The 26,577-nt window shown below is 64.8% G+C and carries 31 protein-coding genes; 18 read left to right on the forward strand and 13 right to left on the reverse strand.

All coding sequences use genetic code 11. The features are described 5' to 3' along the window. The first annotated feature begins 121 nt into the window (after positions 1–121). Both LY254_RS04300 and LY254_RS04305 read left to right on the forward strand, forming a co-directional pair. Entirely contained in the window at positions 122–2,152 is a 2,031-nt protein-coding gene (locus LY254_RS04300; protein WP_247479731.1) for an HDIG domain-containing metalloprotein, read from the forward strand. Further along, a complete protein-coding gene (locus LY254_RS04305; RefSeq protein ID WP_247479139.1) occupies positions 2,152–3,450 on the forward strand; it encodes a Rieske 2Fe-2S domain-containing protein in 1,299 nt (432 codons plus the stop codon). Before LY254_RS04300 ends, LY254_RS04305 begins: the two co-directional genes overlap by 1 nt. Here the strand turns inward: LY254_RS04305 and LY254_RS04310 are convergent. Further along, positions 3,447–4,079, reverse strand: coding sequence for an RluA family pseudouridine synthase (locus LY254_RS04310; protein ID WP_247479141.1), 633 nt, complete (start codon positions 4,077–4,079; stop codon positions 3,447–3,449). The two genes, LY254_RS04305 and LY254_RS04310, sit on opposite strands and share 4 nt — an antisense overlap. A 44-nt stretch (positions 4,080–4,123) precedes the next feature. Between LY254_RS04310 and LY254_RS04315 the strand changes: the two genes are divergently transcribed. Continuing rightward, positions 4,124–4,495, forward strand: coding sequence for a hypothetical protein (locus LY254_RS04315; protein WP_247479142.1), 372 nt, complete (start codon positions 4,124–4,126; stop codon positions 4,493–4,495). Positions 4,496–4,498: 3 nt separating this feature from the next. Here LY254_RS04315 and LY254_RS04320 read toward each other — a convergent pair whose 3' ends face one another. The 4 genes from LY254_RS04320 to LY254_RS04335 all read right to left on the reverse strand — a co-directional run bounded on the left by LY254_RS04320 (position 4,499) and on the right by LY254_RS04335 (position 5,862). Further along, positions 4,499–4,801, reverse strand: coding sequence for a hypothetical protein (locus tag LY254_RS04320; RefSeq protein WP_247479733.1), 303 nt, complete (start codon positions 4,799–4,801; stop codon positions 4,499–4,501). Between the two features lie 32 nt (positions 4,802–4,833). Then, positions 4,834–5,115, reverse strand: coding sequence for a cell division protein SepF (locus LY254_RS04325; protein WP_247479143.1), 282 nt, complete (start codon positions 5,113–5,115; stop codon positions 4,834–4,836). Then, positions 5,115–5,393 carry a hypothetical protein gene (locus tag LY254_RS04330; RefSeq protein WP_247479145.1) on the reverse strand — a complete coding sequence of 93 codons (279 nt, stop codon included), beginning with the start codon at positions 5,391–5,393 and terminating at the stop codon, positions 5,115–5,117. Before LY254_RS04330 ends, LY254_RS04325 begins: the two co-directional genes overlap by 1 nt. A 103-nt stretch (positions 5,394–5,496) precedes the next feature. Then, positions 5,497–5,862 carry an AbrB family transcriptional regulator gene (locus tag LY254_RS04335; RefSeq protein WP_247479146.1) on the reverse strand — a complete coding sequence of 122 codons (366 nt, stop codon included), beginning with the start codon at positions 5,860–5,862 and terminating at the stop codon, positions 5,497–5,499. A gap of 138 nt (positions 5,863–6,000) precedes the next feature. On the opposite strand from LY254_RS04335, the gene LY254_RS04340 reads away from it, so the two are divergent. Beyond that, entirely contained in the window at positions 6,001–6,198 is a 198-nt protein-coding gene (locus LY254_RS04340; RefSeq protein WP_247479149.1) for a hypothetical protein, read from the forward strand. On the opposite strand, the gene LY254_RS04345 is transcribed toward LY254_RS04340, so the two are convergent. After that, positions 6,195–6,671 (reverse strand): DUF427 domain-containing protein, encoded by a 477-nt coding sequence (locus LY254_RS04345; protein WP_247479151.1) that lies wholly within the window; start codon positions 6,669–6,671, stop codon positions 6,195–6,197. The two genes, LY254_RS04340 and LY254_RS04345, sit on opposite strands and share 4 nt — an antisense overlap. A 12-nt stretch (positions 6,672–6,683) precedes the next feature. Continuing rightward, positions 6,684–6,875, reverse strand: coding sequence for a bacteriocin (locus tag LY254_RS04350; protein ID WP_247479154.1), 192 nt, complete (start codon positions 6,873–6,875; stop codon positions 6,684–6,686). A gap of 145 nt (positions 6,876–7,020) precedes the next feature. On the opposite strand from LY254_RS04350, the gene LY254_RS04355 reads away from it, so the two are divergent. Then, entirely contained in the window at positions 7,021–7,383 is a 363-nt protein-coding gene (locus tag LY254_RS04355; RefSeq protein ID WP_010317909.1) for a hypothetical protein, read from the forward strand. Beyond that, complete coding sequence (locus LY254_RS04360) at positions 7,383–8,543, forward strand: aminotransferase class I/II-fold pyridoxal phosphate-dependent enzyme (RefSeq protein WP_247479157.1); 1,161 nt, start codon at positions 7,383–7,385, stop codon at positions 8,541–8,543. Before LY254_RS04355 ends, LY254_RS04360 begins: the two co-directional genes overlap by 1 nt. Here the strand turns inward: LY254_RS04360 and LY254_RS04365 are convergent, their stop codons facing one another. The 3 genes from LY254_RS04365 to LY254_RS04375 form a co-directional block, all read right to left on the reverse strand. Then, positions 8,544–9,392 carry a carbohydrate ABC transporter permease gene (locus tag LY254_RS04365; RefSeq protein WP_010317911.1) on the reverse strand — a complete coding sequence of 283 codons (849 nt, stop codon included), beginning with the start codon at positions 9,390–9,392 and terminating at the stop codon, positions 8,544–8,546. After that, positions 9,392–11,032 (reverse strand): 2-isopropylmalate synthase, encoded by a 1,641-nt coding sequence (locus tag LY254_RS04370; protein WP_247479158.1) that lies wholly within the window; start codon positions 11,030–11,032, stop codon positions 9,392–9,394. Before LY254_RS04370 ends, LY254_RS04365 begins: the two co-directional genes overlap by 1 nt. Before the next feature lie 73 nt (positions 11,033–11,105). Next, positions 11,106–11,612, reverse strand: coding sequence for an NYN domain-containing protein (locus tag LY254_RS04375; RefSeq protein WP_010317913.1), 507 nt, complete (start codon positions 11,610–11,612; stop codon positions 11,106–11,108). A 129-nt stretch (positions 11,613–11,741) separates the two neighbouring features. Here LY254_RS04375 and LY254_RS04380 point away from each other — a divergent pair, with 129 nt between their 5' ends. Together LY254_RS04380 and arsS are read left to right on the forward strand one after the other, a co-directional pair. Then, positions 11,742–13,265 carry a 1,4-alpha-glucan branching protein domain-containing protein gene (locus tag LY254_RS04380; RefSeq protein WP_247479161.1) on the forward strand — a complete coding sequence of 508 codons (1,524 nt, stop codon included), beginning with the start codon at positions 11,742–11,744 and terminating at the stop codon, positions 13,263–13,265. Further along, a complete protein-coding gene (arsS, locus tag LY254_RS04385; RefSeq protein WP_247479163.1) occupies positions 13,262–14,287 on the forward strand; it encodes an arsenosugar biosynthesis radical SAM (seleno)protein ArsS in 1,026 nt (341 codons plus the stop codon). The genes LY254_RS04380 and arsS overlap by 4 nt, the downstream gene beginning before the upstream one ends. On the opposite strand, the gene crtL is transcribed toward arsS, so the two are convergent. Together crtL and gyrA are read right to left on the reverse strand one after the other, a co-directional pair. Beyond that, entirely contained in the window at positions 14,277–15,524 is a 1,248-nt protein-coding gene (crtL, locus tag LY254_RS04390) for a lycopene beta cyclase (protein WP_247479165.1), read from the reverse strand. The genes arsS and crtL overlap by 11 nt on opposite strands. Positions 15,525–15,571: 47 nt before the next feature. Next, positions 15,572–18,202: a DNA gyrase subunit A gene (gene gyrA, locus LY254_RS04395; protein WP_305852548.1), complete on the reverse strand. Its 2,631-nt coding sequence runs from the start codon at positions 18,200–18,202 to the stop codon at positions 15,572–15,574. A gap of 45 nt (positions 18,203–18,247) precedes the next feature. Between gyrA and LY254_RS04400 the strand changes: the two genes are divergently transcribed. From LY254_RS04400 to rsmD, 7 genes are all read left to right on the forward strand, one after another. Continuing rightward, entirely contained in the window at positions 18,248–19,390 is a 1,143-nt protein-coding gene (locus LY254_RS04400) for a homocysteine biosynthesis protein (protein WP_247479167.1), read from the forward strand. 69 nt (positions 19,391–19,459) lie between these two features. Further along, positions 19,460–20,077: a CAAD domain-containing protein gene (locus LY254_RS04405; RefSeq protein ID WP_247479169.1), complete on the forward strand. Its 618-nt coding sequence runs from the start codon at positions 19,460–19,462 to the stop codon at positions 20,075–20,077. 69 nt (positions 20,078–20,146) lie between these two features. Continuing rightward, positions 20,147–21,310: a GuaB3 family IMP dehydrogenase-related protein gene (locus LY254_RS04410; protein WP_010317920.1), complete on the forward strand. Its 1,164-nt coding sequence runs from the start codon at positions 20,147–20,149 to the stop codon at positions 21,308–21,310. Positions 21,311–21,515: 205 nt separating this feature from the next. After that, positions 21,516–21,839, forward strand: coding sequence for a thioredoxin (gene trxA / locus LY254_RS04415; protein WP_010317921.1), 324 nt, complete (start codon positions 21,516–21,518; stop codon positions 21,837–21,839). 74 nt (positions 21,840–21,913) lie between these two features. Beyond that, positions 21,914–22,972, forward strand: coding sequence for a TIGR00730 family Rossman fold protein (locus tag LY254_RS04420; protein ID WP_247479170.1), 1,059 nt, complete (start codon positions 21,914–21,916; stop codon positions 22,970–22,972). Then, positions 22,969–23,595, forward strand: coding sequence for an imidazole glycerol phosphate synthase subunit HisH (gene hisH, locus LY254_RS04425; RefSeq protein WP_247479172.1), 627 nt, complete (start codon positions 22,969–22,971; stop codon positions 23,593–23,595). Before LY254_RS04420 ends, hisH begins: the two co-directional genes overlap by 4 nt. Further along, complete coding sequence (gene rsmD / locus LY254_RS04430; RefSeq protein WP_247479174.1) at positions 23,592–24,140, forward strand: 16S rRNA (guanine(966)-N(2))-methyltransferase RsmD; 549 nt, start codon at positions 23,592–23,594, stop codon at positions 24,138–24,140. Before hisH ends, rsmD begins: the two co-directional genes overlap by 4 nt. 2 nt (positions 24,141–24,142) lie before the next feature. Here rsmD and petG read toward each other — a convergent pair whose 3' ends face one another. Beyond that, positions 24,143–24,256 (reverse strand): cytochrome b6-f complex subunit V, encoded by a 114-nt coding sequence (gene petG / locus LY254_RS04435; protein WP_006041770.1) that lies wholly within the window; start codon positions 24,254–24,256, stop codon positions 24,143–24,145. A gap of 74 nt (positions 24,257–24,330) precedes the next feature. Between petG and LY254_RS04440 the strand changes: the two genes are divergently transcribed. Genes LY254_RS04440 through LY254_RS04450 form a run of 3 tightly spaced genes read left to right on the forward strand, consistent with a single transcriptional unit; the run spans position 24,331 to position 26,568 of the window. Further along, positions 24,331–24,717, forward strand: coding sequence for a cytochrome c (locus LY254_RS04440; RefSeq protein ID WP_247479176.1), 387 nt, complete (start codon positions 24,331–24,333; stop codon positions 24,715–24,717). Then, positions 24,714–25,433 carry an RNA methyltransferase gene (locus LY254_RS04445; RefSeq protein ID WP_247479178.1) on the forward strand — a complete coding sequence of 240 codons (720 nt, stop codon included), beginning with the start codon at positions 24,714–24,716 and terminating at the stop codon, positions 25,431–25,433. The genes LY254_RS04440 and LY254_RS04445 overlap by 4 nt, the downstream gene beginning before the upstream one ends. 28 nt (positions 25,434–25,461) lie before the next feature. Next, on the forward strand, positions 25,462–26,568 hold the full coding sequence (locus LY254_RS04450) for a serine hydrolase (protein ID WP_371820510.1): 1,107 nt from the start codon (positions 25,462–25,464) through the stop codon (positions 26,566–26,568). Positions 26,569–26,577: the final 9 nt, after the last annotated feature.

Consider the following 26,577-nt stretch of genomic DNA (forward strand, 5'->3'; position numbering starts at 1 on the left):
AGCATGCAACGGCAGGGCTAGCGTGGGGACCTGTCATGCCCTCGCCGTGACTCGCCTGAGCACCCTGCCCCAGCTCTGGCGAAGGATCCAGCGTCTCTGGAGGCAGTTGTTGCGGCTGGAGATGCCGCGTCAGGTGCTGACGCCCTGGAAGCGCGGTGCGAGCGCAAGCGTCGTCCTAATGGCCCTGGTGGTGGCCCTGGTCTCCAGCTGGCCCTGGTTGGTGGAACCAAGCCTGCGGCCGGGCATCCCTGCCCCCTTCACCGCTAAAGCGCCGAAGGCCGCCACGGTGGTGGACTCCGATGCCCTGGAGCAGCGCCGCTCCCAACTGGGCCTGCGGACCTATGTCCAGGTGGTGGATGAGCGCCAAAGCCAGGACCTCGAGGCGCGGCTGGAGCGCCAACTCGACGCCGTCAACCGTCTTGCTGCGAGCGATCAAGAGCAGGTCGCTCCAATCGACATCAACCCACAGGAGCGGGCTTGGCTGAGGCGCTCGAGTCGCCGGCAGCTCCTGCGCTGGGAGCAGGAACTGCGCCAGGCCCAATCGCGGATGTTGCGCCAAGGGGTGGTGGGCAATGTCGCCCGGCAACAGCTGGTGAAAGCGGCCCGCCATCAATTGGAGGGAATGCAGGAGCCGGAGCTAGGCCTCGGCGCACGCCTGATCGCTAATTCCCTGCAGGGGCGCACCAACCTCCGCATCGACCCGGCCCTCAGCCAGCGGATGTTGGAGGACCTGCTCACCCAGCAGGGGATCCCCACCATTCAAGTCAGGAAGGGTGAACTGATCGCCCGGCAGGGAGAACCGATCAGTCAGCAGGCCTATGCGGTCCTCGACTACTTCGGCCTGGTGAACCGGCGCCCCCTGATTGGCGCCTGGTTGCAGCACTTCGCGGAAGCCCTGGCCGCCTCCAGCGTGATGGTGCTGCTGATCCGAAACCGCCGGGTCAGCCTGGAGCCCCGTCAGGCCCTCCTCGCCCTGGGCCTGCTGGCGCTCGTCCAAGGCCTGAAGCTCTGGCTCGGTGCGGCCGCCAGCCCCCTGGCACTGCTCGTTCCGCCGACGCTTCTGCTCGCCCAGGGACTGGGAACCACCGCCGGACTGGCCTGGCTGGCGATGGCCAGCCTGCTCTGGCCGCTTCCCCTCTCTCCCTTTTTTGACCAGCGGATTTTGATCGCGGCGGCCGTGGCCGCCATCACCGCCGTTCTGGCCGATCGCCAACGCAACCGCGCCCAGCTGCTGCAGCTGGCCCTGCTGGTGCCACTGGGTGCGCTCCTGGCTGAATGGTTGCTGCTGCAGCTGGAGCTCTTCCGCGGTGTTCGGGAGGGGGGCCTCCCGATCGGATCGGACCTCACCGGAGAAGCGCTGGTGCTGGGCGGCCTGCTGCTGGGGGTCCTGCTGATCGGCCCGATGGTCGAGAGCTTTTTTGACCTCCTGACCCGCAGTCGCTTGATGGAATTGGCGGATCTGGAGCGGCCACTGCTGCGGCGTCTCTCCTGCGAAGCCCCTGGCACCTTCGAGCACACCTTGATGATTTGCGGCCTAGCCGAAGAGGGGGCCCGCTCCATCGGCGCCGACATCGACTTGACCCGCACGGGGGCGCTGTATCACGACGTGGGCAAACTCCATGGCCCCCAGTGGTTCATCGAGAACCAAGAGGGGGGTGACAACCCCCACGACCAACTCGATGACCCCCAACTGAGTGCGGGGATCCTCCAGGCCCACGTGGATGAGGGCCTGAAGCTGGCGAAGCGCTACCGGCTGCCGAAACCCCTGGCGGACTTCATCCCTGAACACCAGGGGACGTTGAAGATGGGCTACTTCCTCCATGAAGCCCGCCGGCGTGATCCCCAGATCCGCGAGGAGGATTACCGCTACCGCGGTCCAACACCCAGGAGCCGGGAGACGGCGGTGCTGATGCTGGCCGATGGCTGCGAGGCGGCCTTGCGTTCGCTCCCCCCCGACACCAGCGAAACCCAGGCCCGCGATGTGGTGCGCAGCATCGTCGAGGCCCGCTGGCGCGATGGCCAACTCACAGACAGCGGCCTGACCCCTGCAGAGTTGGAGCTGTTGGTCCGCGCCTTCGTTCGGGTGTGGCGGCGGATGCGCCATCGCCGCATTCCCTATCCAATCCCCGCCCGCAAGAGTTTCAGCGCCTGATGTCCTCCAACCGCTGGCAGAACGCCTGGTTCCCCGTGGCGTTCCTGCGCGACCTGGACCGCGACCGCCCCACCCCCTTCACCCTGGTGGGGCAAGACCTGGTGCTTTGGTTCGACCGCCAAGCCGATGAGTGGAGGGCGTTTGCGGATGTCTGCCCCCACCGGCTGGTGCCCCTTTCGGACGGCCGTCTCAACGCCGCCGGAGAACTGGAGTGTCCCTATCACGGCTGGAGTTTTGACGGGTCGGGGCGCTGCACACTGCAGCCCCAGGCGGAACCGGGCAGCAGCATCAGTGGCCGCAGCCACTGCCGCAGCTACGCCACGGCCTGCGCCCAGGGGTTGTTGTTCGTCTTCAGCGGGCCAAGCGAGCAGGCAAGGGAGCAGCCCCTACCGCTGGTCCCGGTTCTCGATGAGGCCGGCTGGGTGGTGCAGGACACCTTCCGGGATCTGCCGATGGATGCCCTGACCCTGCTGGAGAACGTGCTCGACGCCAGCCACGTTCCCTTCACCCACCACGCCACCGTTGGCCGCCGAGAGAACGCGGCCCCCGTCGCACTGGCCCTAACGGGGTTCGATCGCGACGGCTTTAGCGGACTGTGGGAAGAGGGCCCCAGACGCGGAAAGCTCGGGAGCCAGCACACCCGATTCCTGGCCCCGGGGCTGATGTGGCACGACCTCACCGCCAAAGGGTTCGCCCGCATCCTCACGGTCGTCTATGCCGTCCCCACCCGTCCTGGGGAATGCCGATTGATCGCCCGCTTTCCCTTTCAATTCAGCTCCCCCTGGCCGGGACGCCTGCTGCGGCTGCGCCCCCAATGGCTCCAGCACATCGGCAACCACACGGTGCTGGAAGACGACCAGCTCTTCCTGCACTGGCAGGAGCGGGTCATCGAACAGCGGGGCGGCCGCCATGACGCCCTGCGCCAGTACCACCTCCCCACCCAGGCGGATCTCTACGTCAGAGCACTGCACGACTGGGTCAATCGCTACGGCGGCGAGCCATTCCCAGGCCAACCGCTACCGCAGCGGCAAAACCGCCAGGCCTTGATGGAGCGGTTTGAGGCCCACACCCGCCATTGCCGCAGCTGCGCCGGCGCCGATCGGCGGCTGAAGCGCCTGCAGCCGCTCTGCTGGATTCTGGTGGCCCTTGCAGGACTGGGCGCGGCCTGGAGTGGTCCGGGCTGGGCAGGCGGCATCGCCCTCGCCTTCGGCGTTGCCCTGGCCTTTGGGGCCTGGCGCATTCGGCGCTGGCGCCAGCTGCTGCGCTTTGGCAGCGGGCTGCCCCCCCGCAACCACTAGGGCAAGACAAACGGAACGGGAGAGTCGAAGTGCATCCAGCGGCCATCGCTTGGATGGCTGAACTCCAGGCCGCAGGCATGCAAGTGCAAGCGCGCCGCAGAACGCTCGCCGTAGAGGGGATCACCCAAGATCGGATGCCCCAGCGCCTGCAGATGCACGCGCAGCTGATGGGAGCGTCCCGTCAGGGGCTGCAACGCCAAGCGACTGCAGCTGGAGTGCTGAGACGACAGGCGCCAGTGGGTTCGGCAGGGTTTACCGGCGGGGTCGACGCCATAGAGCGGAGGCCTGTGTTGTCGCTTGGCGATCGGATGATCAATCCAGCCCTCCTCGCCATCGGGCACGCCGGAGACATCGGCGACGTAGCGCTTCTCAACCCGCCGCTCGGCAAAGGCCTGGCTCAAGGCGCGGTGGACCAGCGCTGAACGGGCGACGACGATCAAACCGGAGGTGTCCCGGTCGAGGCGATGCACCAAACGGGCTTCGGGCCACTCGGACTGGACCGCCGTGATCAAGGAGGCCTTCAGCTCGGGGCCGAGTCCGGGTTGAGACAACAGGCCGCTGGGTTTCTCGAGCACCAGCAAGGCCGCATCCTCGTAGACCAACCAAAGCGGATCAAACAACGCAGGCAAGAACGCTCGACCCTGGCCACACTGGCCCTAGTAGTAGCCGGGCCATGGCACTCGATCAGTTCAAACGGGCGCTCTCCGCCCTGCTCGAGCAGGCCCCCGAGGATCCCCTCGAGCGCGATGAGTACTTCGAGCTGAACACCCTCCCCAGCTACGGCGGCAGCGGCTTTGAAGTCGTGATTTGCGATGAAGAGCACGAGATCTTTGCCGTGATCTACACCGATCGCCTGTTCGACGAGGGGGAAGAGGGCCAGGATGCGGTTGAAGCACTCGTGCCCCCATTCCTTGAGGCCGCCTACGGCCTGACGCCCGAGGAATGGCAAAGCACCGAACCGTTTGATCTCGGCTGGCGGAGCCGCGAATACCTCTGGTTCATGGAATTCAGCGTGCCCGGGCTCAAACCCACCTGCAGCTACTGAGGCTCAAGCGCTCCACTGGAGCAGCTGCAGCTCACTTGAGCGCCGGCTGATCAAAACCAACTGATCGCCATCCACCGCAACAGGCAGTCCCGTCACCCGGCGCAGTTGTTGGCAATCCACCAAGGCCACACCACAGGTCTCCACCAGCAGCGCGGGCATCAACCCAGGCCCACCCCGCATGCCCAACAGATCCAAGGCCTGACGGACGGCACGGGCCGAGGTGTCGGCTCCCAGCCGCTCCACCAGCTGAGGCCAAAGATGGTTCACCGGCTCAAAGCCAGAGAGATCGACGTCAAACACCTGCATCGATTCACTGTCTGCCGCCGGCTGGACCGCGGTCAAGCCCGATTCAGTTGGACGTAGTGCGGGGCATAGAGAAACACCCGCTCCCCCAGGCGCACCTGTTGGGCATCCAAGGCCACCGCTGCACCCGCCAGAAAATCGACGGCCCGCTGCAGCTGGTCTTCGGCCAAGGCGCTGAAGTTCACCACAACCGTGGCCTGATCACGCAGGGCCGTAATCGCCTCTTGAACCGCATCAAAGCTGGGCGGATGGATCACGATCACCTCCGGCCCCCAGCCGGGAGCGTCCTGCTCCGATGGCGGAAAAAATGGATCCATCAGCCGCTCGGCTCTTCAGAGGATTCAGGTTCCTCCTGGGGGCGGAAACGCTCAAGCATTTCGGCCGTCGGATGAATCGTCTCCAGGGCATCCTCGTTATCCAGGAAGGCCTCAAAGGAGCGGAAGCGACAGATTGTGGGCTTGATCTCAGGGTCACTGCAGACCTCCTGCCAGCTCAGATGCTTCGGTCTGAGCTCCTGGAAATGGACCAAGGCCTCCTCCAGATCACCCGCGTCACCGCAGTTTTCTCCCTTCCAGAGCAACTCAAAAAAGGTCACGGCCCGTTGCGCTCGGTTGCCCTGAGCCTACGAAGAACCAAGCACAAAAAAAGCTGGACCACAGATGCGGTCCAGCCAGGAATCGAAGCCTTGTAGAGAGGGATCAGTCCTCTTCCGCCTCAGCGCCGGCGGGGATCAGCTTGATCTGCTTACGGCCGAGTTTGATCTCAAACTCATCGCCGGGCTCCAGACCCAGCAGCGCGGTGTAGGCCTTACCCACCAGCAGGTTGCCGTTGCCCTGAACCGTGGCCACATAGCTGAGCTTGCGGCCGCCCTTGCCGGTACCACCACCGCCGCCGCCAATGCTGAGACCTTTGGCCTCCAGCAGAGCCTCATAGAAGGCAGTGAAGTTCAGACGCTCTGAACCATCTTTTTTGTTGCTGACATACCCGCAGGAGCGAACAAGATCAGACTTGCTGACATCACCCAACTCTTTGACCTTGGCGAGAAGATCAGATCCGGTCAGCATTGAATAGAAATTCGGTTGCGGGAAAGATAGCGGGCCAAGCCACACTCACCAAGGGGGATGGTGTGCATGAAGAGACATTGCACACTCAAGCAACATCAAACGAAATCCCTAGCGTCAAACCAGACACAGGCGTTCACCATGTTCGTTGGCGAAGTTTTCCTCGAGAGTGTCTCGACCGGCGTCATCACAGCTGAAGAAATCGCCTGGATCGCGGCAAAGCAAAGCCAGTTCGACCGGCAAGAAGAGGCGATGGCCCTCAAGCTGGGGCGCTTGCTCGATGAGGGCGTGATTCAAATCGGCTGCCGCATGCTCGGCGACCACGCCTGCTCGGCCTAGATCAATTCCGGATGACGGGGGTCCCCTTTAAACGGACCCTCAACGGCTGAGGTGATCCAACCGCCGTAGAAGCCACCCGGCTGGGGAATCACCAGCTCCTGATCAATCCAACAGCCATCCATCAGCGCGGGGTAGAGCGCGATCCACCCTGCGATCGGCGCAAACGATGCTGTGGGTTGGACATAGGTCCAGGCCGCCTTGGGCAAGCAGCGATCGCCCAAGACGACGTCGAAGTAGCTCGCGACCCCCTTCCACTCACAAAAGCTGCGTCCGCCAGCGGGCACCAAGGCACCGGCGGTAAACGCCTCCGCCGGCAGGTAGTAGGTGGGCGGATGGAAGGTTTCCAAGACACGAAAACTCTGCTGGGTCTCCGCCAACAGGGCTCCGAGGGCCCGCACCTGAATGTGCTGTGCGGAAGCCTGCAGGGCAGGAGGCCTGGGGTAATCACAAACCCGCTCTGGAGTGGGGGCCATCAAGCTTCAGCCTCAACCAGGAATGAAATTGCGCAATTTCCGAGCCTCTTCTCCGGCGCGGTGCTGGAGCTCGGTATCGCTGAGCTGTTCGTCCTCGCGCACCATGGCCGCAATCACGTCGGCCTCCTCGACCTGGAACTGAAGCTCCGCAGCCCAGCCCAGGAGTTCCGCCAGATCCATCGGTGTCTTCAGCCGTTCAGCCATCTGCGGCTGCGAGCGGGCATACGCAAGAAAGGCATCCAACTGCTGCAGCGACACGACCCTTTTTCGAAAGCACCGGTCTAACGGAACCCAGCCCTCGTCAAAGGACCGATCGCGCATCAAACTTGCCCCAGACGCGTGCATCGGCATGTCCACCCCCCTCCCTCAATGGATGCGCCTGCTCGGTGCGGGGCTCACGGGGCTGCTGGCCGTGCTGTTTGTCGTGGTGCTGCAACAGACCCGTGAACAGGGTCAACGGCTGCAGCAACTGCAGGACAAGGTGCAGACGATCGAAAACGCCAACGACCTGGAGCGCACCAACGCCCTCGAAGAGCAACTGCGCTCGACGGTGGAACGGCTGCAGGCCCTGGAGGGCATCGAGCAAAAAGTCCAGAGCCTCAGCAGCCAGGTCCAGACCCTGCGGGATCTGCAGCGGTCCCGCTCCTCACTCTTCCCCTATGAGTCAGGCGGGCCTTCGCGGCCCCTGCCTGCGCTTCCGCAGCTGCCTTAATGGCGGCCGCTCAACGCTTCGATCAGATCCAGACACCGGTCATCCCCGTGATGGCCCAGTTGATCGCGGCCACCCCAGGAACCCTCTCCCTCGGGCAAGGCGTGGCCCCCTGGGCGCCACCGGAGGAGGTGCTCCAAGCTATGGCGGCGGCACTGCGCAACGATCCCGACCTGCATCGCTATGGACCGGTGGCCGGGGATCCAGAGCTTCGCGCCGAGCTACGGCACTGGCTTGAGCAGCAACACCAGATCGACTGCAGCGCCAGCGAGATCCTGATCACAGCCGGCAGCAACATGGCCTTTCAGGCGGTGGTGCAGGCGCTGTGCGATCCAGGGGATGAGGTCATCCTCCCGGTCCCCTACTACTTCAACCACGAGATGGCAGTCCGCATCGCCGGAGGACATCCGCGAGCGGTTGAGGCGGGGGTCATCCCTGATCCCGCTCTGCTGGAGGAGGCCATCACGGAGCGAACTCGGGCGATCGTGACCGTCTCACCCAACAACCCCAGCGGCGCGATCGTTCCGCGGCCGGTTCTTGCGGCTATCAATCAGCTCTGCGCCCGCCGCGGCCTGATCCACATCAGCGATGAGGCCTACGCCCTGTTCCATTACGGAGCGGAGCGCCCCTGGAGCCCCGGTGCCAGAGCCGGCAGCGGCGGGCACACCATCACCCTGGGATCCCTCTCCAAAAGCCATGGCATGGCGGGCTACCGCATCGGCTGGGCCGTGGTGCCGCCGGAGCTGATGTCAGCCCTGACCAAGGTGCAGGACACCTCCTTGATCGGGCCGCCCAAGCTGAACCAATGGGCCGCCCGGGCCGCCTTAGCCGTGGGACCCCAGTGGTGCCGGGACAAGATCCAGACCCTGGCGGAGCGGCGGGAGCAGGTCCTCGGTGCCCTTGGGCCAGCGAGCCCCAAGCGACCCTGGCGTCTGTTGAACCAACCGGAGGGTGCCTTTTATGCCCTGCTTGAACTGGACAGCAGCCTGAGCGCAGACCAGATGATGAAGCGCCTCATCGTTGACCATCAAGTAGCCCTGGCCAGCGGCAGCAGCTTTGGGCTGAAGGGTGCCTGCCTGCGGCTGAGTTACGGGATGCTCAGCGGAGACGACCTCGCCGAAGCCCTAAGGCGACTCGAGCGCGGGCTCTTGGCCTTGAGCTAATCAGCCCTTCACCGCATCGCCGGTGGCGCTGGGGAGGATGAAGCGCTGGAGTCCAATGAACAACACCAGCACCGGCACGATCGAGACGACCGCACCGGCGGCCACCAGGCGCCAATCGAGGGAAAAACTGCTGGCCAGTTGTTGCAGCCCCAGGGGCAGGGTGTAGAGGTTCCGGTCATCCAGGATCACCAGCGGCCAGAGGAAATCACTCCAGGTGCCGATAAAGACAAACATCGCCAGGGTGATCAAATCCGCCTTGGCCGCAGGGATCATCACGTTCCACCACTCACCCAGGCGACTGCAGCCATCAATCCGAGCCGCCTCCTCCAGTTCCACTGGCACGCCAGCAAAGCTTTGCCGCAGCAGAAAAATGCCAAAGGCCGTTGCCGCCTGGGGAATGATCAGGGCCCAGAGGGTGTTGCGTAGACCCAGCTGCACCATCAGTAGGTAGAGCGGGATCATCACCACCTGAAAAGGAATCAGGATCGTCGCCACCACCAAAGCCAGCACCAGGCCTCGCCCGGCAAAGCGCATCCGCGCCAAGGGGTAGGCGGCCAGGGAGCAGAACAGCAGGTTGGCGAACACCGCGCAGCCGCTGACGATGGTGCTGTTGAGGATGTAGCCCCACATGGGGTTGTCCTCGAACAAGCGCAGGTAGGCCTCCAGGCTCGGTTGGCTCGGGAAGAGCGCCGGGGGGCTGGTGAAGATGTCTTCGGCCGGCCCCTTCAAGGACGTGCTCACCAGCCAGAGCAGGGGCACGAGCATCGCCACCGCAATCAGCAGCAGCGCAATCAACTGGAGGCCGCGGAGCAACACAGACCGCCGGCGGCCGCTGATGGGCTCAGCCATCAGAGGCGAGGGCGATCGGCAGGGGCCATCTCACCCACCGGCAAGGGTGCTTTCTGGGGGTGCAGGGGTGAGTGTTGACTGCCCGCCACCAAGCGATTGAGGGCATTCACAAAGGCCTGGGCAGAGGCCACGACGATGTCGGTGTCGGCGGCATGGCCCGAGTAGAGCACCCCATCCGCCCGCAGGCGAATCGTGACTTCCCCCATGGCGTCAATGCCTTCGGTGACCGACTTCACCGAGAACTCCACAAGCTCATTCGGCACCTGGGCCAGCTGGTTGAGGGCCTGGCAGACGGCATCCACCGGACCGGTGCCAATGGCGGCTTCGGTCAGCTCTGCACCCTCGCTGTTCAGCAGGGTGACCGTGGCCGTCGGTTGCAGGCTGGTGCCCGTGCTGACCTGCACCAACTTCAGGCTGTAGGTCGCCTGATCCTGCTGCTGCACCTGCTCGCTGACGATGGCCTCGAGATCGCGGTCGGAGATCTCACGCTTGCGGTCGGCCAACTCCTTGAAGCGGGCAAAGGCATCGTCGAGGTCCTCGCGCTCGAGGTTGTAACCGAGCTCCTCCAGGCGGGCGCGGAACGCACTACGGCCGCTGAGCTTGCCCAAGGAGATGCGGTTATCGGCCAGACCGATGGTGCGGGCATCGATGATTTCGTAGGTCAGGCGGTTCTTCAGAACGCCGTCCTGGTGGATGCCGCTTTCGTGGGCGAAGGCATTGGCACCGACGATGGCCTTGTTGGGCTGTACCGCCATGCCGGTGAGGTTGCTCACCAAACGGGAGGTCTTGTAGATCTCCTCGGTGCGGATGCCGGTGAGGGGTTCGCTGCTGCTGACGTCGCGGCCCAGGAAGGGGTTGAAGTAGCTGCGGCGCACATGCATCGCCATCACCAACTCCTCCAGGGAGGCGTTGCCGGCCCGCTCACCAATGCCGTTGATCGTGCACTCCAACTGGCGGGCACCGTTTTTCACGGCCTCGAGGAAGTTGGCCACGGCCAAACCGAGGTCGTTGTGGCCGTGCACCGAGATCACCGCTTGATCGATGTTGGGCACATGGCGGTTGATCCCATCGATCAGCGCACCGAACTCCGAAGGCGTCGTGTAGCCAACGGTGTCGGGGATGTTGATCGTCGTGGCTCCAGCGGCAATCGCAACTTCGATCACCTGATACATGAACTCCGGATCGGAGCGGCCAGCGTCCTCGCAGGAGAACTCGACGTCATCCACCAGGGAGCGGGCGTAGGCCACCATCTCGCCGGCGATGCTCAGGACCTCCGCGCGACTTTTGCGGAGCTTGTGCTCCAGGTGGATGTCGCTGGTGGCAATAAAGGTATGGATGCGGCGATGGGCCGCCGGAGCGACTGCATCCGCGCAGGCCTTGATGTCGCCCTTGGCGGCCCGCGCCAAGCCACAGATCACCGGACCCTCGGCGGTACCGACCGTCTGGGCGATGCGTTGCACCGCATTGAAGTCACCAGGGCTTGCGAAAGGGAAGCCCGCCTCGATGATGTCGACGCCAAGCCGGGAGAGCTGCTGAGCGATCGCCAGCTTCTCCTCCAGGTTGAGGCTGGCCCCAGGGGACTGCTCACCATCACGCAGGGTGGTGTCGAAGATCAATACCCGGCCGGGATCGCGGGCCATGGCGGCTACAAGTCGGAATGGTTATGAGTTAGGCCCACTCTAGTCGGGTGGGCCTGGATGCGGCTCAGCCGCTTCAGTGACCGTCGGTCTTCTCGAGCTGCGGCTTCAGGCTGGAGAGATCCACAAACCGATCCGCCGCATTACGCAGCTCCCGCGGAACCATGCCTTCGGTGCTCATCAAGACCACCTTCAGCCCCCGGATCCGCAGGACCTCCAACAGACGCTCCAGATCACGGCTACCGCTCATCACCCAGACCTCATCGATGCGATGGGCCACGGCCATCAGATCAATGGCGATTTCCACGTCCAAATTGGCGCGGGCGAACTGCCGTTGATCGGAGTCATGCCCAACTTCCCTCAGGGGCTTGGTGCGAACCGTGAAGCCCAGGCTGGTGAGGGCATCACGGAAGGGACGCTGATCGGTCGCGTCCTTCAGGCCCGTGTACCAAAACGCTGAGCCGAGCTCGACGCCGGATTGCGCCGTGGCGTACTCCAGCAGCCGACGGGGATCGAAAAACCAGCCGAGTTTTTGCTGCACGTAAAACATGCTGTGGCCATCGACCGCCAGAGCCAGCTGCATCCGCACCCCTTCACTCCGTCGAGCCTAGAAGTTGCACCTAAAGTCGCCTCACTCTGAGCAGGGGCGTTGGCCGCAGGACCCGCTGACGCTGGCGATCTAGCGCTTGTTCTACACGCGCACCTGCCGTACGTGCACTCCAGCGCAGCGGGATCCCTGGAGGAGGACTGGTATTTCCAGGCCCTTCTCGAGTGCTACCTGCCTCTGCTGGACACCCTCGAGGCCGCCGCCGCTGACCCCAGCCAGCGACCGCGGCTGACCATGGGGCTCTCGCCCACGCTGCTGTCCCTACTGAGCAACAAGGTCCTCAGTCAGCGCTTTATCCCCTGGCTGGAGGTCCGCCAAGAGCTCTTGCGCCAGGCACCCCAGGACCATGCGGCAGCCGCGGCCGGCCTCGGGCTGCAACTCCAGCGGGCCAAGCAGGCCTGGAAGCAGGCGAAGGGTGATGTGTTGCCGCGCTTTCAGGCGCTACAACAGCAAGGGGTCCTCGACCTGCTGACCTGCGGTGCCACCCACGGCTATCTGCCACTGCTGCGGGATTGCCCCGAAGCCGTGCGGGCGCAGCTATTGACGGCTGTGCGGGAGCACGAACGCCTGCTGGGGGTGCGGCCCCTGGGGATCTGGCTTCCGGAATGCGCCTACTACGAGGGGCTTGATCGGCTGCTGGTCAGCTGCGGGCTGCGCTACGCGATCCTCGATGCCCACGGCCTGCTGCATGGACAGCCGCGGCCCCGCTATGGGGTCTATGCACCGATCTGCAGTCCCGGCGGGATGGCCTTTTTCGGCCGGGATAGCGAATCGACCCTGCCCGTCTGGAGTGCCCGGGAGGGCTACCCCGGCGATCCCAGCTACCGCGAATTCCACCGCGATCTGGGCTGGGATCTCTCCGAACAAGAGCTCCAGCAACGCGGCATCACCAGCCCGCGCCCCCTTGGGCTCAAGCTCCATCGCGTCACCGGGAGGCAGTGCAGCCTGGAGGCCAAGCAGGCCTACGACCCGGCGCAGGCCGCAGCCACCGTGCAGCGCGATGCCCAACACTTCCTGGCGGGCCGGGCGCAGCAACTGCAGGACCTCAGCGGCTCGATGGAACGTCGACCGCTCCTGGTCGCCCCCTTTGATGCGGAGCTCTTTGGCCATTGGTGGTTTGAAGGTCCCCAGTTCCTGGCGGAGCTGTTCCAGCAGGCGCCGCGTCAGGGGGTAGGTCTGGCAACCCTGCGGGAGACCCTGAGCCGAGGCGATGCGCTTCAGCTCTGCCAACCGTCCCCCTCCAGCTGGGGGCAGGGGGGCTACCACACCTATTGGCTCAACGAGAGCAATGCCTGGGTGATCCCCGAGTGGAACCGGGCCTCGCGGGCGATGGTGGATCGGGTCAGCCGCGGAGTCGGCAGCGAGCAGGCCAGGGACTGGCTGCAGCAAGCGGGCCGCGAATTGTTGCTGGCCCAAAGCTCAGATTGGAGCTTCATCCTGCGGGCCGGCACCACCACCGAACTGGCCAAGGAGCGGATTGAACGCCATCTCAAACGCTTCTGGTGCCTGATCGAAGCGATCAACACCAACACCCCTCCACCGGAGGGGTGGCTTGAAGCCGTGCAACGGGAAGACGGCCTCTTTCCCCTGATCAACGCCGCCGACTGGGCCAGGCTGCCGGCCCCATGAGCGATCCCCGTCCGTCCCTGCTGGAGCCCCAGGCCCAGCGTGAGCTGCTTATGGCGGCGCTGCCCGCCGAGTTGGCCTTTGAGCGGAGCTTGGCGGGCCAGGCCGCTGCCGAGCCGGAGCACGACCGGCTACGGGTGCTGCAGCTGAATCTCGGCAAGCTCTGCAACATGCAGTGCTCCCACTGCCATGTGGATGCTGGCCCCCATCAAGGCCACACCCAGATGGGCGATGCGGTGGTCGACGCCTGCATCGCCGCCATCGAGCGACTCCGCCCTGCGGTGCTTGACCTCACCGGTGGAGCACCGGAACTGCACCCGCGCTTTCGCGATTTGATTCGTGCGGCACGCCAACGGGGCTGCCACGTGATCGACCGCTGCAATCTCACGGTGCTGCTCCTGCCAGCCCTCTCGGATCTGGTGGGTTTCCTGGCGGAGCACCAGGTGGAGATCGTGGCCAGCCTGCCCCAGCCGGAGGAGACCAGCACCGATGCGCAACGGGGCGATGGCACCTGGGAGGCCTCGATTGAAGCCCTGAGACGTCTCAATGCCAACGGCTACGGCCAGGGGCAAAGCGAGCGTCAGTTGACCTTGATGAGCAATCCGTGCGGCACCCAACTGCAACAGCTCACCGCCTGCGACGAGCTGCGCTGGAAACGGGAGTTACAGGAGAAAGCCGGAGTCCAATTCGATCGTCTGATCGGCCTGAACAACATGCCGATCGCCCGCTTCCTGCAGCAACTGCAGGCCGATGGTCACGTCAACTGTTATTTGAAGCTGCTGCAGGGCGCCTTCAATCCCAGCGCCCTCGCCGGTCTGATGTGCCGCGACACGCTTTCAGTGGCCGCCGATGGCTCGATCTACGACTGCGACTTCAACCAGATGCTGGACCTACCGCTGAGCGGAGGGGCCGACATTCGCTCCATCGATCTCGAGCAGTGGAAGGCACAGCCGATCCGTTGGGGCAACCACTGCTTTGGCTGCACCGCAGGCCAAGGGAGCTCCTGCGCAGGCGCTACGGCTTAAGCAGACGCAGCACCAAGGGCAACTCACGCCCCTGCTGCTGCATCAAGCCCCAACGGACAGTCCAGGGGGCGACGGCAAACAGCCGCAGCATCGCCGCGATCAACGCGGGAAGGGTGAGGGTATTGGTCAAGAACCCATACCACTGCTCACTGGGCAGGGCGAAGAACGTGGCAAAAAACTGCCGGAGTTGGTCTTCGGGATAACGCATCAGCTTCTCCAGGCCAAAGCGATAGAGGGCGTGCTTGCGCTGCAACTCGAGCGGCCACAGCGCCTGCCAGGCCTCACGCGCGAGGGACGGCGCAGAACGGTTGCCATCGGCAAGGCCAACGGCGATGGCCTCTGCCAGCAGCGGTGCCCGCCGCAGCAAGGAGCCCACCATGTAGCCCGAGGCGGGATGGACCAAGGTGGCGGCGCCTCCGAAGGCCAGCAACTGCTGCTCCAAATCCGGCAGGGGCATGTTCATCGGGAAGAGGCAGAACTCCTCCTCCTCCATGGCGAGCAGCTCAACACCGCGATGGGCCAGCCGCTTCAGCAGACGATCCTTCAAAACCGCGTAGGGAACGGCCGGGGCCAGGGCCAAGGAGGTTTCCTCCACGAAAAAGCGACCTTCGCCGAAGTCCATCGCATACAAAAACGTTGGAGCTCCGCAGCGGCGCTCCGCCTCACTGAGGTGATCGCAGCGGTAATCCATCAGGACAAATTGGCCGGGCTCCACCGGGGGCTTGGAGAAGCGCCCAACAATTCCGTAGGCCGCCTGCCCCGCCACCGGACCTTCATCCGGGCGCCTGAGGAACGGGCTGTGGTGGCCGCTGCAATCAATCACCAGGCGCGCTTCGAGGCGCTCCCCTTGATCCATCGTCACCACCGAACCCTGGCTGTGGTGCTCAATCCCGGTGACTGCAGCGCAGGTCCAGGGCACACCAGCGGCTTGGCAGGGGGTCAGCCAGTGGCGCTGCAGCGCAGCCTTGTCGAAGAGGCCGTAGTCGATGCCATGGGCAAAGGCCTCGGTCCCGAGCGCTGCACCGAAGTAACTCGTGGTGTGGCTCCAGCGGTGTCCCAACAGATGGGCCATCCCCAAAGCATCCACCTCCGGTCCCCAGATGCCGTAGGTGTTCCGCCATGGCGCTTCGGGCGAGGTAGGAGCCACACCCGCCACACTGACGCCCCGCTCAACCAGGGCTGCGGCGATGCAAAGGGCCGCAGGGCCAGCGCCGATGACGAGGACGTCAACACCCATGAATCAGGCCATTCACCCTGTGGGCGATCGAACGATCGCCCCGGTGATCAGACATCCGCGCTAACGGCCTCGCTGCTGGCGTCCTCGCCCGACTCCTCGTCCTCCTCCAGGGCTGGCGGAACCAGCACCACTTCGGAGAGGCGATCCCCACTATCGAGGCGTTGCAGCTTCACGCCCGTGGCGGCACGGGACTGCTGGGGCACCGCGTCGGCTTGCATCCGCACGATCACACCGCGCTCGCTGACCAGCAGCAACTCCTCACCAGCACCAAGCACCCGCAGGCCCACGAGCACATCGCCGTCCCGGCGGAACTTCATCGCCCGCAGGCCCATGCCGGCGCGCTTCTGGAGGCGGAACTGATCCACAGGGACCCGCTTACCCAGGCCGCTGGCCGAGGCCACCAAAACCCATGGCCCCTCGCTGGGCGCCACATCCTCTGCATCGTCCTCGTCGCTCGCAGCACTGCTGCCCTCGACACGGTCGGCAAGTTCCACCGGGAGCACGTCCATGCTCACCAGCTGGTCCCCAGGCCGCAGGTTCATCGCCCGCACGCCCCGGGCGGTACGGCCCAAAGGCCTCAGCTCCTCATCGCTGAGGCGGAAGTGGATGGTCATGCCATTGCGCGAGCCGATCAGGACGCTGTCGCCCGGCTGGGCAAGGCGGACCCAGGTCAGGGCGTCGCCCTCTTCCAAGGAGATGGCAATCAAGCCATTGGAGCGGATGTTGGCGAAGGCCGAGAGACGGGTGCGCTTGACGTAGCCACCGCTGGTGAGCATCACAAGAACGGCGTCCTCAGTGAACTCACTCACCGCCAGCAGTGAGGTGATCTGCTCCTCCCGCGGGATCGGCAACAGCTGGACGATGGGCGTGCCCTTGGCCGCACGACTGCACATCGGCACCCGGTAGGCGGGCACGGTGTAGACGACGCCACGGTCGGAGAACAGCAGCAGCGAGTCGTGGTCGTTGCAGCTGATGAACAGACGGACCGCCTCTTCCCCTTGGGTTTTGGTGCCGGCCTTACCGCGGGTGCCGCGGCTGGTGGCCTCGAACTCACTGACCGGCATCCGCTTGAGGTAGCCGTTCTCGGTCAGCAGCACGACGGAGCGCTCGTTGGCGATCAAATCGATGTCTTCGAGACCGCCTTCGACATCGAGAATCTCGGTGCGGCGTGGGGAGTCGTAGCGGGAGCGGATGACGCCCAGCTCGTCGGTGATCAGGCCATAGACCCGCTCCTTGCGGGCCAGGATGTCCTTGTAGTCCGTGATCTTGGCGAGCAGATCCTCGTGCTCGAGGCGAATCTTGTCGGCCTCAAGGGCGGTGAGGCGGCGAAGCTGCATCTGCAGGATCGCGTCCGCCTGAACTTCACTCAGTCCAAATTGCTCAACCAGCTCCAATCGGGCGCTGGCGGTATCTGCAGCACCGCGAATCAGGGCAATGATGGCGTCGAGATTGTCGAGCGCAATCAGCAGGCCCAGCAGAATGTGGTCGCGCTCTTCGGCCTTGCGCAGCAGGTATCGCGTCCGGCGCTCAATCGTCTCGACCCGGAAGTCGAGGAAGACCTGCAACATCTTTCGCAGGGTGAGCAGCACGGGCTCGCCATTGACCAGCGCCAACATGTAGGCACTGAAGTTGCTCTGCAGCGGCGTGAGCTTGAACAGGTTGTTCAGCACCACCTGGGGGTAGGCATCCCGACGCAGCTCAATGACGATCCGCATCCCGTCGCGGTCGGATTCATCGCGGATATCCGCGATGCCTTCGAGCTTTTTGTCATTGACCAACTCAGCAATGCGCTCAATCAGCGCCGCTTTGTTGGTTTGGTAAGGCAGCTCGGTGATGATCACCGCATCGCGATCGGGGCGCCCCTTGGCCTCAACCGTCTCAATCGCAGCGACGCCACGCATCGTGACGGAGCCGCGGCCCGTTTCGTACATCTCACGGATGCCGCGGCGGCCAAGGATTTGGCCACCCGTGGGGAAGTCGGGTCCCGAGACGTAACCCGTTAACTCGCGATCGGTGAGTTCAGGGTTGGCGATGAGGGCCAGCAGGCCATCAATCAGCTCGGTGAGGTTGTGGGGAGGAATGTTGGTGGCCATGCCCACCGCAATTCCTGTCGATCCGTTCAGCAAGAGCTGGGGGATGCGCGCAGGCATCACCGTTGGCTCTTGCTGCGAACCGTCAAAGTTGTCGATGAAATCGACGGTTTCGCTCTCGATGTCCTCGAGAAGGCTGTCGGTGGTGAGAGCCCTAAGCCGCGATTCGGTGTATCGCATGGCGGCCGGGGGATCGTTATCCACCGAACCGAAGTTGCCGTGACCGTCGATCAGCGGCATGCGCATGGAGAAGTCCTGCGCCATGCGCACCAGCGCGTCATACACAGCCGTATCGCCGTGGGGGTGGTACTTACCCAGCACCTCCCCCACAACACGGGCGCACTTTCTGTAGGGCCGATCGCTCGTCAGGCCCAGCTCGTACATCGCATACAGGATGCGGCGATGCACAGGTTTGAGACCGTCGCGGGCATCGGGCAGGGCCCGTCCCACGATGACGCTCATCGCGTACTCCAGATAGGAGCGCGACATCTCGTTGCGAAGGTCAGCCTGAATAATTCGGCCGTCGGATCCGCCTGGTCCTTCTCCGTCCCCCGCGGGCATCTCACGGGGTTCGGTTGGATCCGCCATTCGTGACAGCTTTGATTAGAACGCATTTTATCGGTACTTGCGCCTGTGTCTGCCTCCCCTGGGTCAACCCCCACTCGGAGCGAGACAGAACTGCTGCAACTGCAACGGGACGGGGAACTCCAGGTCCGCAGCGCTACGCAATTTCGTGAGCTGGCCCAGGCGCGAGGACTGGAGCAGGCCTACCTGGAGACCCACGTCGTCGTTGCCAGCGACGCCGAGCTGATGCAGCAGGCCACGCTGGTCCTGCACCTAGGGCCAAGCGATCCACCGATCCGGATTCGTCAGTTCCGTTTTGGCCCTGCTGAAGGCCACGGCGGTCACGGCAATACCGATCTCGTGATCCCGATGGGGACCGGGGGCGCGGCCCTGCTCAGCGCACTGCTTGCGGGGCAACGTCTGCCCCTCTCCATTGGCGGGACGCCGAGTCAGCAGCAGCCGAAGGTTGAGCTGGAGACCGAACTCGGCCTGGAGGACATCCCGTGTGGCCGCCTGCTGCTGCACCGCGGCATCAGCGAAAACGGCGTAGTGGCGGTCAGCAGTCGAGAAGGCCTCACCCCAACCCCCTGGGGGCCCGTGCTCGGCCCATGGACCAGCGCGCTCTACAGCTGCCGCGGTCCAGGAAGCATCGGTCTGAGCATGCCTGGCTTGACGGCCCTTGGAGCGGGATCCCCCGTCCTGGTAGGGGGAGCCATCGGCTGGGTCAGCGGCCCTGGAAGCGGCCACAACCCCAAAACGAAACGAAGCAGGGACGGGTTTGCGCTCGGGCCCGGGGCCTGCTGTGCCCTGGAGGTGGACCTGCATGGACTCAGGCCATCGGCCATCCGGGCGACCCGACTTGCCGACGGCAGCAGCGGCCTGCTCGTGGCCATCGCCGCCCCCATCCCGCTGTTGAGCCTCAGCACTGCGGAGCAACTGACAGCAACAGCCGAAGAACTGTCAGCGCCGGTCTTGGACTACGGCATCCCCAGGCGGGTGCGTCCCTCCCCCGCAAGCGCCCGCTACAGCGAGCTGCACAGCGGATCCATTCGGCTCGGTGATCGGCAACTCACGGCCGCACCAGCCCACAGCCCCCGGCTCGCGGCGGAAGCCGAAGCGCAACTGGCGGAGATGCTGCAAAGCGATGCCTTCCCCCTGCGCCTGCCCCTCGCACCACTGCCCAGCGACCGGACTGTGCGGGCGCTGAACTAACACCAACCGAACCGACAACGATCAAAAACGGCCGTAAGCTCCCGGACCATTGATCTCAAACCCCAAGCCATGGCTGATGCTCCTGCCCCCCAGCCGGACGCCGAGCAGCAGCCCGAAGTCGAGGCTCTCGAGGTCCAAGCCACTGAAACCGTCGCAACGACTGAAACCGTCGAAAGCGAGCTAATCGAGACGGCAGCAGAGACCGCCGCGGAAGCCACAGTCGAGGTCGCACCGGAGCCCGAACCGACTCCAGCGCCGGAGCCGGAGCCCGTTCCTGCTGCTGAACCGGTGAATGCCTGGACCCCCCAGGTCGCCAGTACCACCGATGTGCCGGCCAGCCCAGCGGCGGTGGCCACCGCGAACGAAGGCGAGGGCGGCGAATGGGAGTTGCTGGTTGAGAAGGTCAAGCAGTGGATTGCCAGCGGCCAACTGCAGCAGCAGTGGCAAACCGCTCGCACCCCCATCACCCTGGTTGCCGGCCTGATCGGCCTTCTGCTCGTTCTGCGGATCTATGGCGCCCTGCTGGGCGTGGTGGAAAGCGTGCCCCTGCTGCCTGGGTTGCTGGAGCTGGTGGGTGTGATCAGCGTCGTGAGATTCAGCCTGACGCGCCTGGTCAAGAGCGACGATCGCCATCAGGTGATCGACGGCCTGAAGCAGCGCTGGAGCAGCTTCCGGGGTCAGCGGTAGCAGACGATTGAGGGCCAGAAGCAGTCAGGCCGGTTGATAGCTTGGCTTGATTGCTTCAAAAGGTCTCAGGTGGACATTCAGCTCGGCCGTTCCCGTACTGTGCGCCGCGCCTACGGCATCGATGAAATCGCCTTGGTGCCAGGCGGTCGCACGGTCGATCCGGCCGTCACCGACAGCAGCTGGACCCTGGGGGGCATCACCCGTGAGATTCCGATCATCGCCAGCGCCATGGATGGCGTGGTTGATGTGGGGATGTGCGTCGAGCTGGCCAAGCAGGGCGCCCTGGGCGTTCTGAACCTTGAAGGGGTTCAGTGCCGCTACGACGACCCCAACCCTGCGCTCGATCGGATCGCCTCGGTGGGCAAGGAAGAGTTCGTGCCCCTGATGCAGGAGCTCTACAGCCAGCCCGTGCGGGAAGACCTGATCCGCAAGCGGATCGCTGAAATCAAAGAGCGCGGCGGGATTGCCGCCGTCAGCGGCACGCCCGTGGCCGCCCTGAAGTTCGGCAAGGCCATCGCCGAGGCCGGTGCTGATCTGTTCTTTGTGCAGGCCACGGTGGTCAGCACGGAACACATCGGACCGGAGGGCCAAGAGAGCCTGGACCTCGAGGCCCTGTGCCGCGATTTCGGCGTTCCCGTGATCATCGGCAACTGCGTCACCTATGACGTGGCCCTCAAACTGATGCGCGCCGGCGCCGCTGGCGTGATGGTGGGCATCGGCCCTGGAGCCGCTTGCACCTCCCGCGGCGTCCTCGGCATCGGCATTCCCCAAGCCACCTCGGTCGCCGACTGCGCTGCAGCCCGCGACGACTACATGAAGGAGAGCGGCCGTTACGTGCCGATCGTTGCCGATGGCGGCATCGTCACCGGCGGTGACATTTGCAAGTGCATCGCCTGCGGCGCCGATGCCGTGATGATCGGTTCACCGATCGCCCGCTCCGCCGAAGCCCCCGGTCGTGGCTTCCACTGGGGGATGGCCACACCCAGTCCCGTTCTTCCCCGCGGCACCCGCATCAAGGTGGGAACAACCGGCAGCCTCGAGAAAATCCTGCGCGGCCCGGCCTCCCTCGACGACGGCACCCAAAACCTGCTGGGCTGCATCAAGACCTCGATGGGCACCCTGGGGGCACGCACCCTCAAGGAGATGCAGCAGGTGGAGGTGGTTGTCGCCCCCTCCCTGCTGACCGAAGGCAAGGTTTATCAGAAGGCCCAGCAATTGGGCATGGGTAAGTAAGCGACCGCGTTAGCCTCCGGAGTGTGTGGGGCCAAAAGCCCTCACACTCCTCACACCCCCCGGCTCGGCGCGTCCGAGCTTTCATTCTTTGGCCGGGACTGGCGGCATCGCCGCCGGCTCCACTCCACCCAGTTACGAGTTCCTCCAGGCCTCAGCCGAAGCCGAAAACTCGTTGCTACATTCCGAAAACACTGATCCTGACCGGATGTCCAGCGCCGCAGCCGTCACCGACGCTTCCTTCGAGCAAGACGTGCTCAAGAGCGATGTACCCGTTCTTGTGGATTTCTGGGCGCCCTGGTGCGGCCCCTGCCGCATGGTCGCTCCGATCGTCGACGAAATCTCGAAGGAGTTCGAAGGCAAGATCAAGGTCTTCAAACTCAACACCGACGAGAACCCCAACGTCGCCAGCCAGTACGGGATCCGTAGCATCCCCACCTTGATGATCTTCAAGGACGGGCAAAAGGTCGACACCGTTGTCGGTGCTGTGCCCAAGACCACCCTCTCCGGCACCATCTCCAAGTACCTCTGAGCGTCAGCGGCACCGCCCAAGACCTCCCCTCAAGCCCGGCCTTTGGCCGGGCTTTTCTGTCCTGATCCCAAACGATGGCGATCGAGCGAAGCCCCCTGGACGCGTTGGCCGATGCCCTTGAGGGCCATCCCCAACGCCGCTCCATCGAGCGCAGTGTGGTTCAGCTGCTGGAGATCTCACGCAGTAGCCGTGATGCCGATGAGTGGCGACTGATCACCGGTGCCCTGGCGGACATCCGCGATGGCTTCAACGTCTTTGCCCCCCATCGCCAGACCCGCAAGGTGACCGTGTTTGGGTCCGCCCGAACCCAGCCGGAAGAGCCGGCCTATGCGCTGGCCGAGGAGCTCGCCCGCGAAGCAGCCCGGCGCGGGTTTGAAGTGATGACGGGAGCCGGCGGCGGCGTCATGGAGGCGGCGAACCGCGGCGCGGGCTGCGAGAGCAGCATTGGCCTGAATGTGGACCTGCCGTTTGAGCAGCACGCCAATCGCTACGTCAATGCCTGCGACGGGCGCCTGCTCCACTTCCGCTACTTCTTCACCCGCAAGCTCTTCTTCCTGCGTGAAAGCGACGCCCTGGTGGTTATGCCCGGCGGTTTCGGGACCTTCGATGAGCTGTTCGAATCGCTGACCCTGATTCAGACCGGACGAACCCCGCCGATCCCCCTGGTCCTCCTGGCTCCAAAGGACGACAGCTTCTGGAGCGATTGGCTCAAGACCATTGACGGCACCCTGCAGGACAGGGCGTTGATCTCTAGCGAGGACACCTCCCTGTTCAAACAGGCCCGCAGTGCCGCCGAGGCCCTGGAGCAGATCAGCCGCTTCTACCGGGTGTTCCACGGCGCTCAACTCGCGGGGGAGCAGACGGAGCTGCTGCTGCACTGCCCTCTGCCTGCCGCCACGGTGGCCGAGCTCAACCAACGCTTTGATCTCCTGGTGGATGAGGGGAACATCAGCCAAGGGGAGAGCTGCGACCCCAACGGCATCCTTCGGCCCTGCCTGCGTTTCCAGCTCGATCGCCGCAAGGTCGGGCTGCTCTACCAACTCATCGACGCGCTCAATGGCCTGCCGCTCGAGCTGCCCCCCTCGATCGAGCAACCTGGACAACGTCTCTGCTCGCTCCCGCCCACCCCATGACGCGCATCGGCCTGATCGACTACGGGATGGGCAACCTGCATTCCGTGCAGCGGGCTCTAGAGCGCCTGGGCTGTGAAGTGCGGATCCTGCAGCAGGCCGAAGCCCTGGAGGACTGCCAGGCCCTGGTCCTGCCCGGGGTGGGGGCCTTCGACCCAGCCATGGAGCGTCTCCATGCCTCCGGGCTCGTGCCCGCGATCAAGGCCTGGTGCAATGCGGGGCGCCCCCTCCTGGGGATCTGCCTGGGCTTGCAACTGCTCTTTGAGAGCAGTGATGAGGGTTCAGCCTCCGGCCTTGGACTGCTCGCAGGTCACATCGCAGCGCTGCCAAAGGTTCCGGGTCATCCCATCCCCCACATGGGCTGGGAAGCCCTGATTCCTGGAACACCCTCCCCGCTACTGCCCGAGGGAGCGTCAGACAGCTGGGTCTATTTCGTCCACTCCTTTGCAGCCCAGCCCAAGGATCAGAGCTGCATCACCGCCTCGGTGTCCTTTGCCGGCCAGGACGTCACCGCAGCCGTCTGGCAAGGCAGCGTCGCGGCCTGCCAGTTCCACCCTGAAAAATCCTCAGAAGCGGGTGAGCAGCTGCTTCGCCGCTGGCTGCACTGGGTCGAGGAGCAGGCATGAGCCTGCGACTCAGTGGCGGACGCAAACTGCTGAGTCCCCCTGGAGACATCGCTCGCCCCACGGCCTCTCGGGTGCGCCTAGCCGTCATGAACATGCTGGCGACCGAGCTCCCTGGAGCCCACTGGCTTGATCTCTTCTGCGGGAGCGGAGTGATGGGCTGCGAAGCGCTCTTGCGCGGTGCAGCCAAGGTGGTGGCGGTGGAACAGGACCGTCGCGTCGGCGCCACAGCCCGCAGCAACCTGGAGCTGGTGGCCTCCAGCCTGCAACCGAGACCTTCGGTCCAGGTGATCCAACAGGAGGCGATCCGTTGGCTGGGATCAGCCCAAGGGGAGAGCTTTGATCTGGTCTATGCCGATCCGCCCTATGCCGCTGGCCTCTATGGCGCGTTGCTTGAGCGCCTGGCTGCCGGAGATTGGCTCCATCCACAGGCCCTTGTGCTGCTGGAGCACGCAACAAAAAACCCGCCGGAGATCCCGGCGGGCTGGGTGGTCGAGAAGCAAAAGCACTACGGCAGCTGCGGCCTTCTGGTGCTCGCTCGCTCTTGAGATCAGCCGCCCAGGGCGCTGCCGCGGCGGTATTGGTTCCAGGCGGCCACGAACAGACCCAGCAAGGTCACGGGAATCAGACCGAGCACGATGCCGCAGAGCAGGGGTTCGATCATGGACGGAGCAACCAGCTTTGGTTGCACAATTCTCCCACGCCCATGGCTGGGTTCGTGACCGATCTCCATCAACCGTGACTGCAGAGACCCCCACCCCCGCGCAGCAACCCCAGCGGGGCCTGATCTCGGCGCTGGTTCTGTTGACGGCGATCTGCGTGACGATCGTGATGCTGGTGGTCGTGATCCCAGCTGCCCGCAGCGATCCCTACACCCGAACCACCCTGCAGCTCAGCGGCTCCGCCGAACAAGGCGAGCAGCTGTTTTTACTGAACTGCGCTGGCTGCCATGGCATCGCCGCCCAGGGCTTGGTGGGGCCCAACCTCCACAAGGTGGATAACCGCAAGAACAATCGCCAGTTGATTCAGCAGGTGGTCAGCGGACGAACGCCGCCCATGCCGCGCTTCCAACCGGAACCCCAAGCCATGGCGGATCTCCTGGCCTACCTCCACAGCCTCTCGTGAGCCTGGCGGTGGTGCTGGTGGAGCCGGCGGGCCCCCTGAATGTGGGCAGCGTCGCGCGCCTCTGCGCCAATTTCTCGGTGGATGAACTGCGGCTGGTTGCCCCCCGCTGCGATCACCTGGGCGATGAGGCCCGTCTGATGGCCGTGCATGGCGAGGCACTGCTGGAGCAGGCCCAACTCTTCCCCACCCTTGAGGCCGCCCTTGCCGATTGCCGCCGCGTGGTGGCCACCAGCGGCCGCATCGAGGAGGAGGCCTTGCCCCTGAACGGTCCTGCAGAAGCCCTCTCCTGGCTGCAGGCCTCCGACACGGATGCCTCCTCCGCCCCAGCGGCGCTGGTCTTTGGCCGAGAAGACCGCGGCCTGAGCAATGCAGAACTGCTGCAGGCGGGGCGAATCCTGCGCCTGGAGACCAGCGAGGCCTACGCCTCGATGAACCTCTCCCATGCCGTTGCGGTCTGCCTGCATGAACTGCGGCGCTGCCCCGCACCCACCGCCCCCCAGCCGGAGCCCTGCCAGCGGGAGCAACTGGAGGCCGCACTCAGCGATGCGGAAGACCTGCTGCTGGAGGTGGGCTTCCTTTATCCCCATACCGCCCAGGCGCGCATGGCCAAGCTGCGGGCGCTGCTGCAACGCGCTGAGATCCGCGACGAGGAAGTCGCCCTGCTGCGGGGAATGGTGCGTCAATTGCGCTGGGCATCACAGCGAGACTGCCCCTAACGTCTGAGCCCAAGCTTCGATCGCTTCCGTGGGCGCAGGTCGGTCACAACGTTCAAACCGCTCCAGCTGGGGAGCACCGCTGCGCTTGGTCCTCCGTCTCCTGGTGATGGGGCTGGGGCTGGGGGTGATTGCCGGAACCGGCCTGAAACTGCTGGCTCCAAAACTGGGGCAAGGGGCGGCCCAAGTCGCCAAACCCCAATCGCTGCTCGCACCCCCAGGACGGCCGCTTCCTCGCGGCCTGGATCTCGGCCGCTTTGAGCCAAGGCTCGAGCTGACCGCCCTGAGCAAGCGCTGGGCCCAACTCGCCGCGCAATACAAGGACCTGACCGTCAGCGGCTATCTGCTGGTGCTCGATGACGGCCGCTTTGCCGAGCTCTCCCCACAACGGCCCCTGCCCGCCGCCAGCTCCATCAAGACCCCAATCCTGCTGGTGGCTCTTGAGGATCTCGATGCCGGGAAACTGCGCTGGGACGAACGGCTACCGATGACCAAAGAGGTGGTCGGCGGCGGCGCGGGCTGGATGGCGAACAAGCCCGTCGGCACCACCTTTCCCTTCTGGGAAGCGGCCAACGAAATGATCCGCGTCAGCGACAACACGGCCACCAACCTCTTGATCAAACGGGTGGGCGGCAAAGCCGTCATCAACGCCCGCTTCCAGGCCCTGGGGCTCAGCAGCACCGTCGTCAACAACTGGCTGCCGGACCTCGACGGCACCAACACCACCAGCGCCTACGACCTCGCCCGCTCCATCGCCCTGGTGGATACGGGCGAAAAACTCAGCCCGCGGGCCCGCGATCTCTTCCGTGAGGTCATGGGCCGCTCCCGCACCAACACCCTCCTGCCCCTTGGGATGTTGATGGGCCTTGGGGGAGATTCGGCGACCCCCGACAGCGAGCTGATGGCCCACGGGGTGACCGTCTACAACAAGACCGGTGACATCGGCATTGCCTACGCCGATGCGGGCCTGATCGAATTGCCCGACGGCAAACGGGCCGTGGCCGCCTTCATGGTCAAGGGGCCGTTCAACGACCCGCGCTCCACCAACTTGATCCGGGCCATGGCGGGGGAGATCTCCAAAAACCTGGTGCGCAAACCAGCGCCTGCGCCTGCCAAGCCAAAGAAAACCACCGCCTGAGGACTCCTT

Source organism: Synechococcus sp. NB0720_010, from assembly GCF_023078835.1.
Lineage (GTDB): Bacteria > Cyanobacteriota > Cyanobacteriia > PCC-6307 > Cyanobiaceae > Vulcanococcus.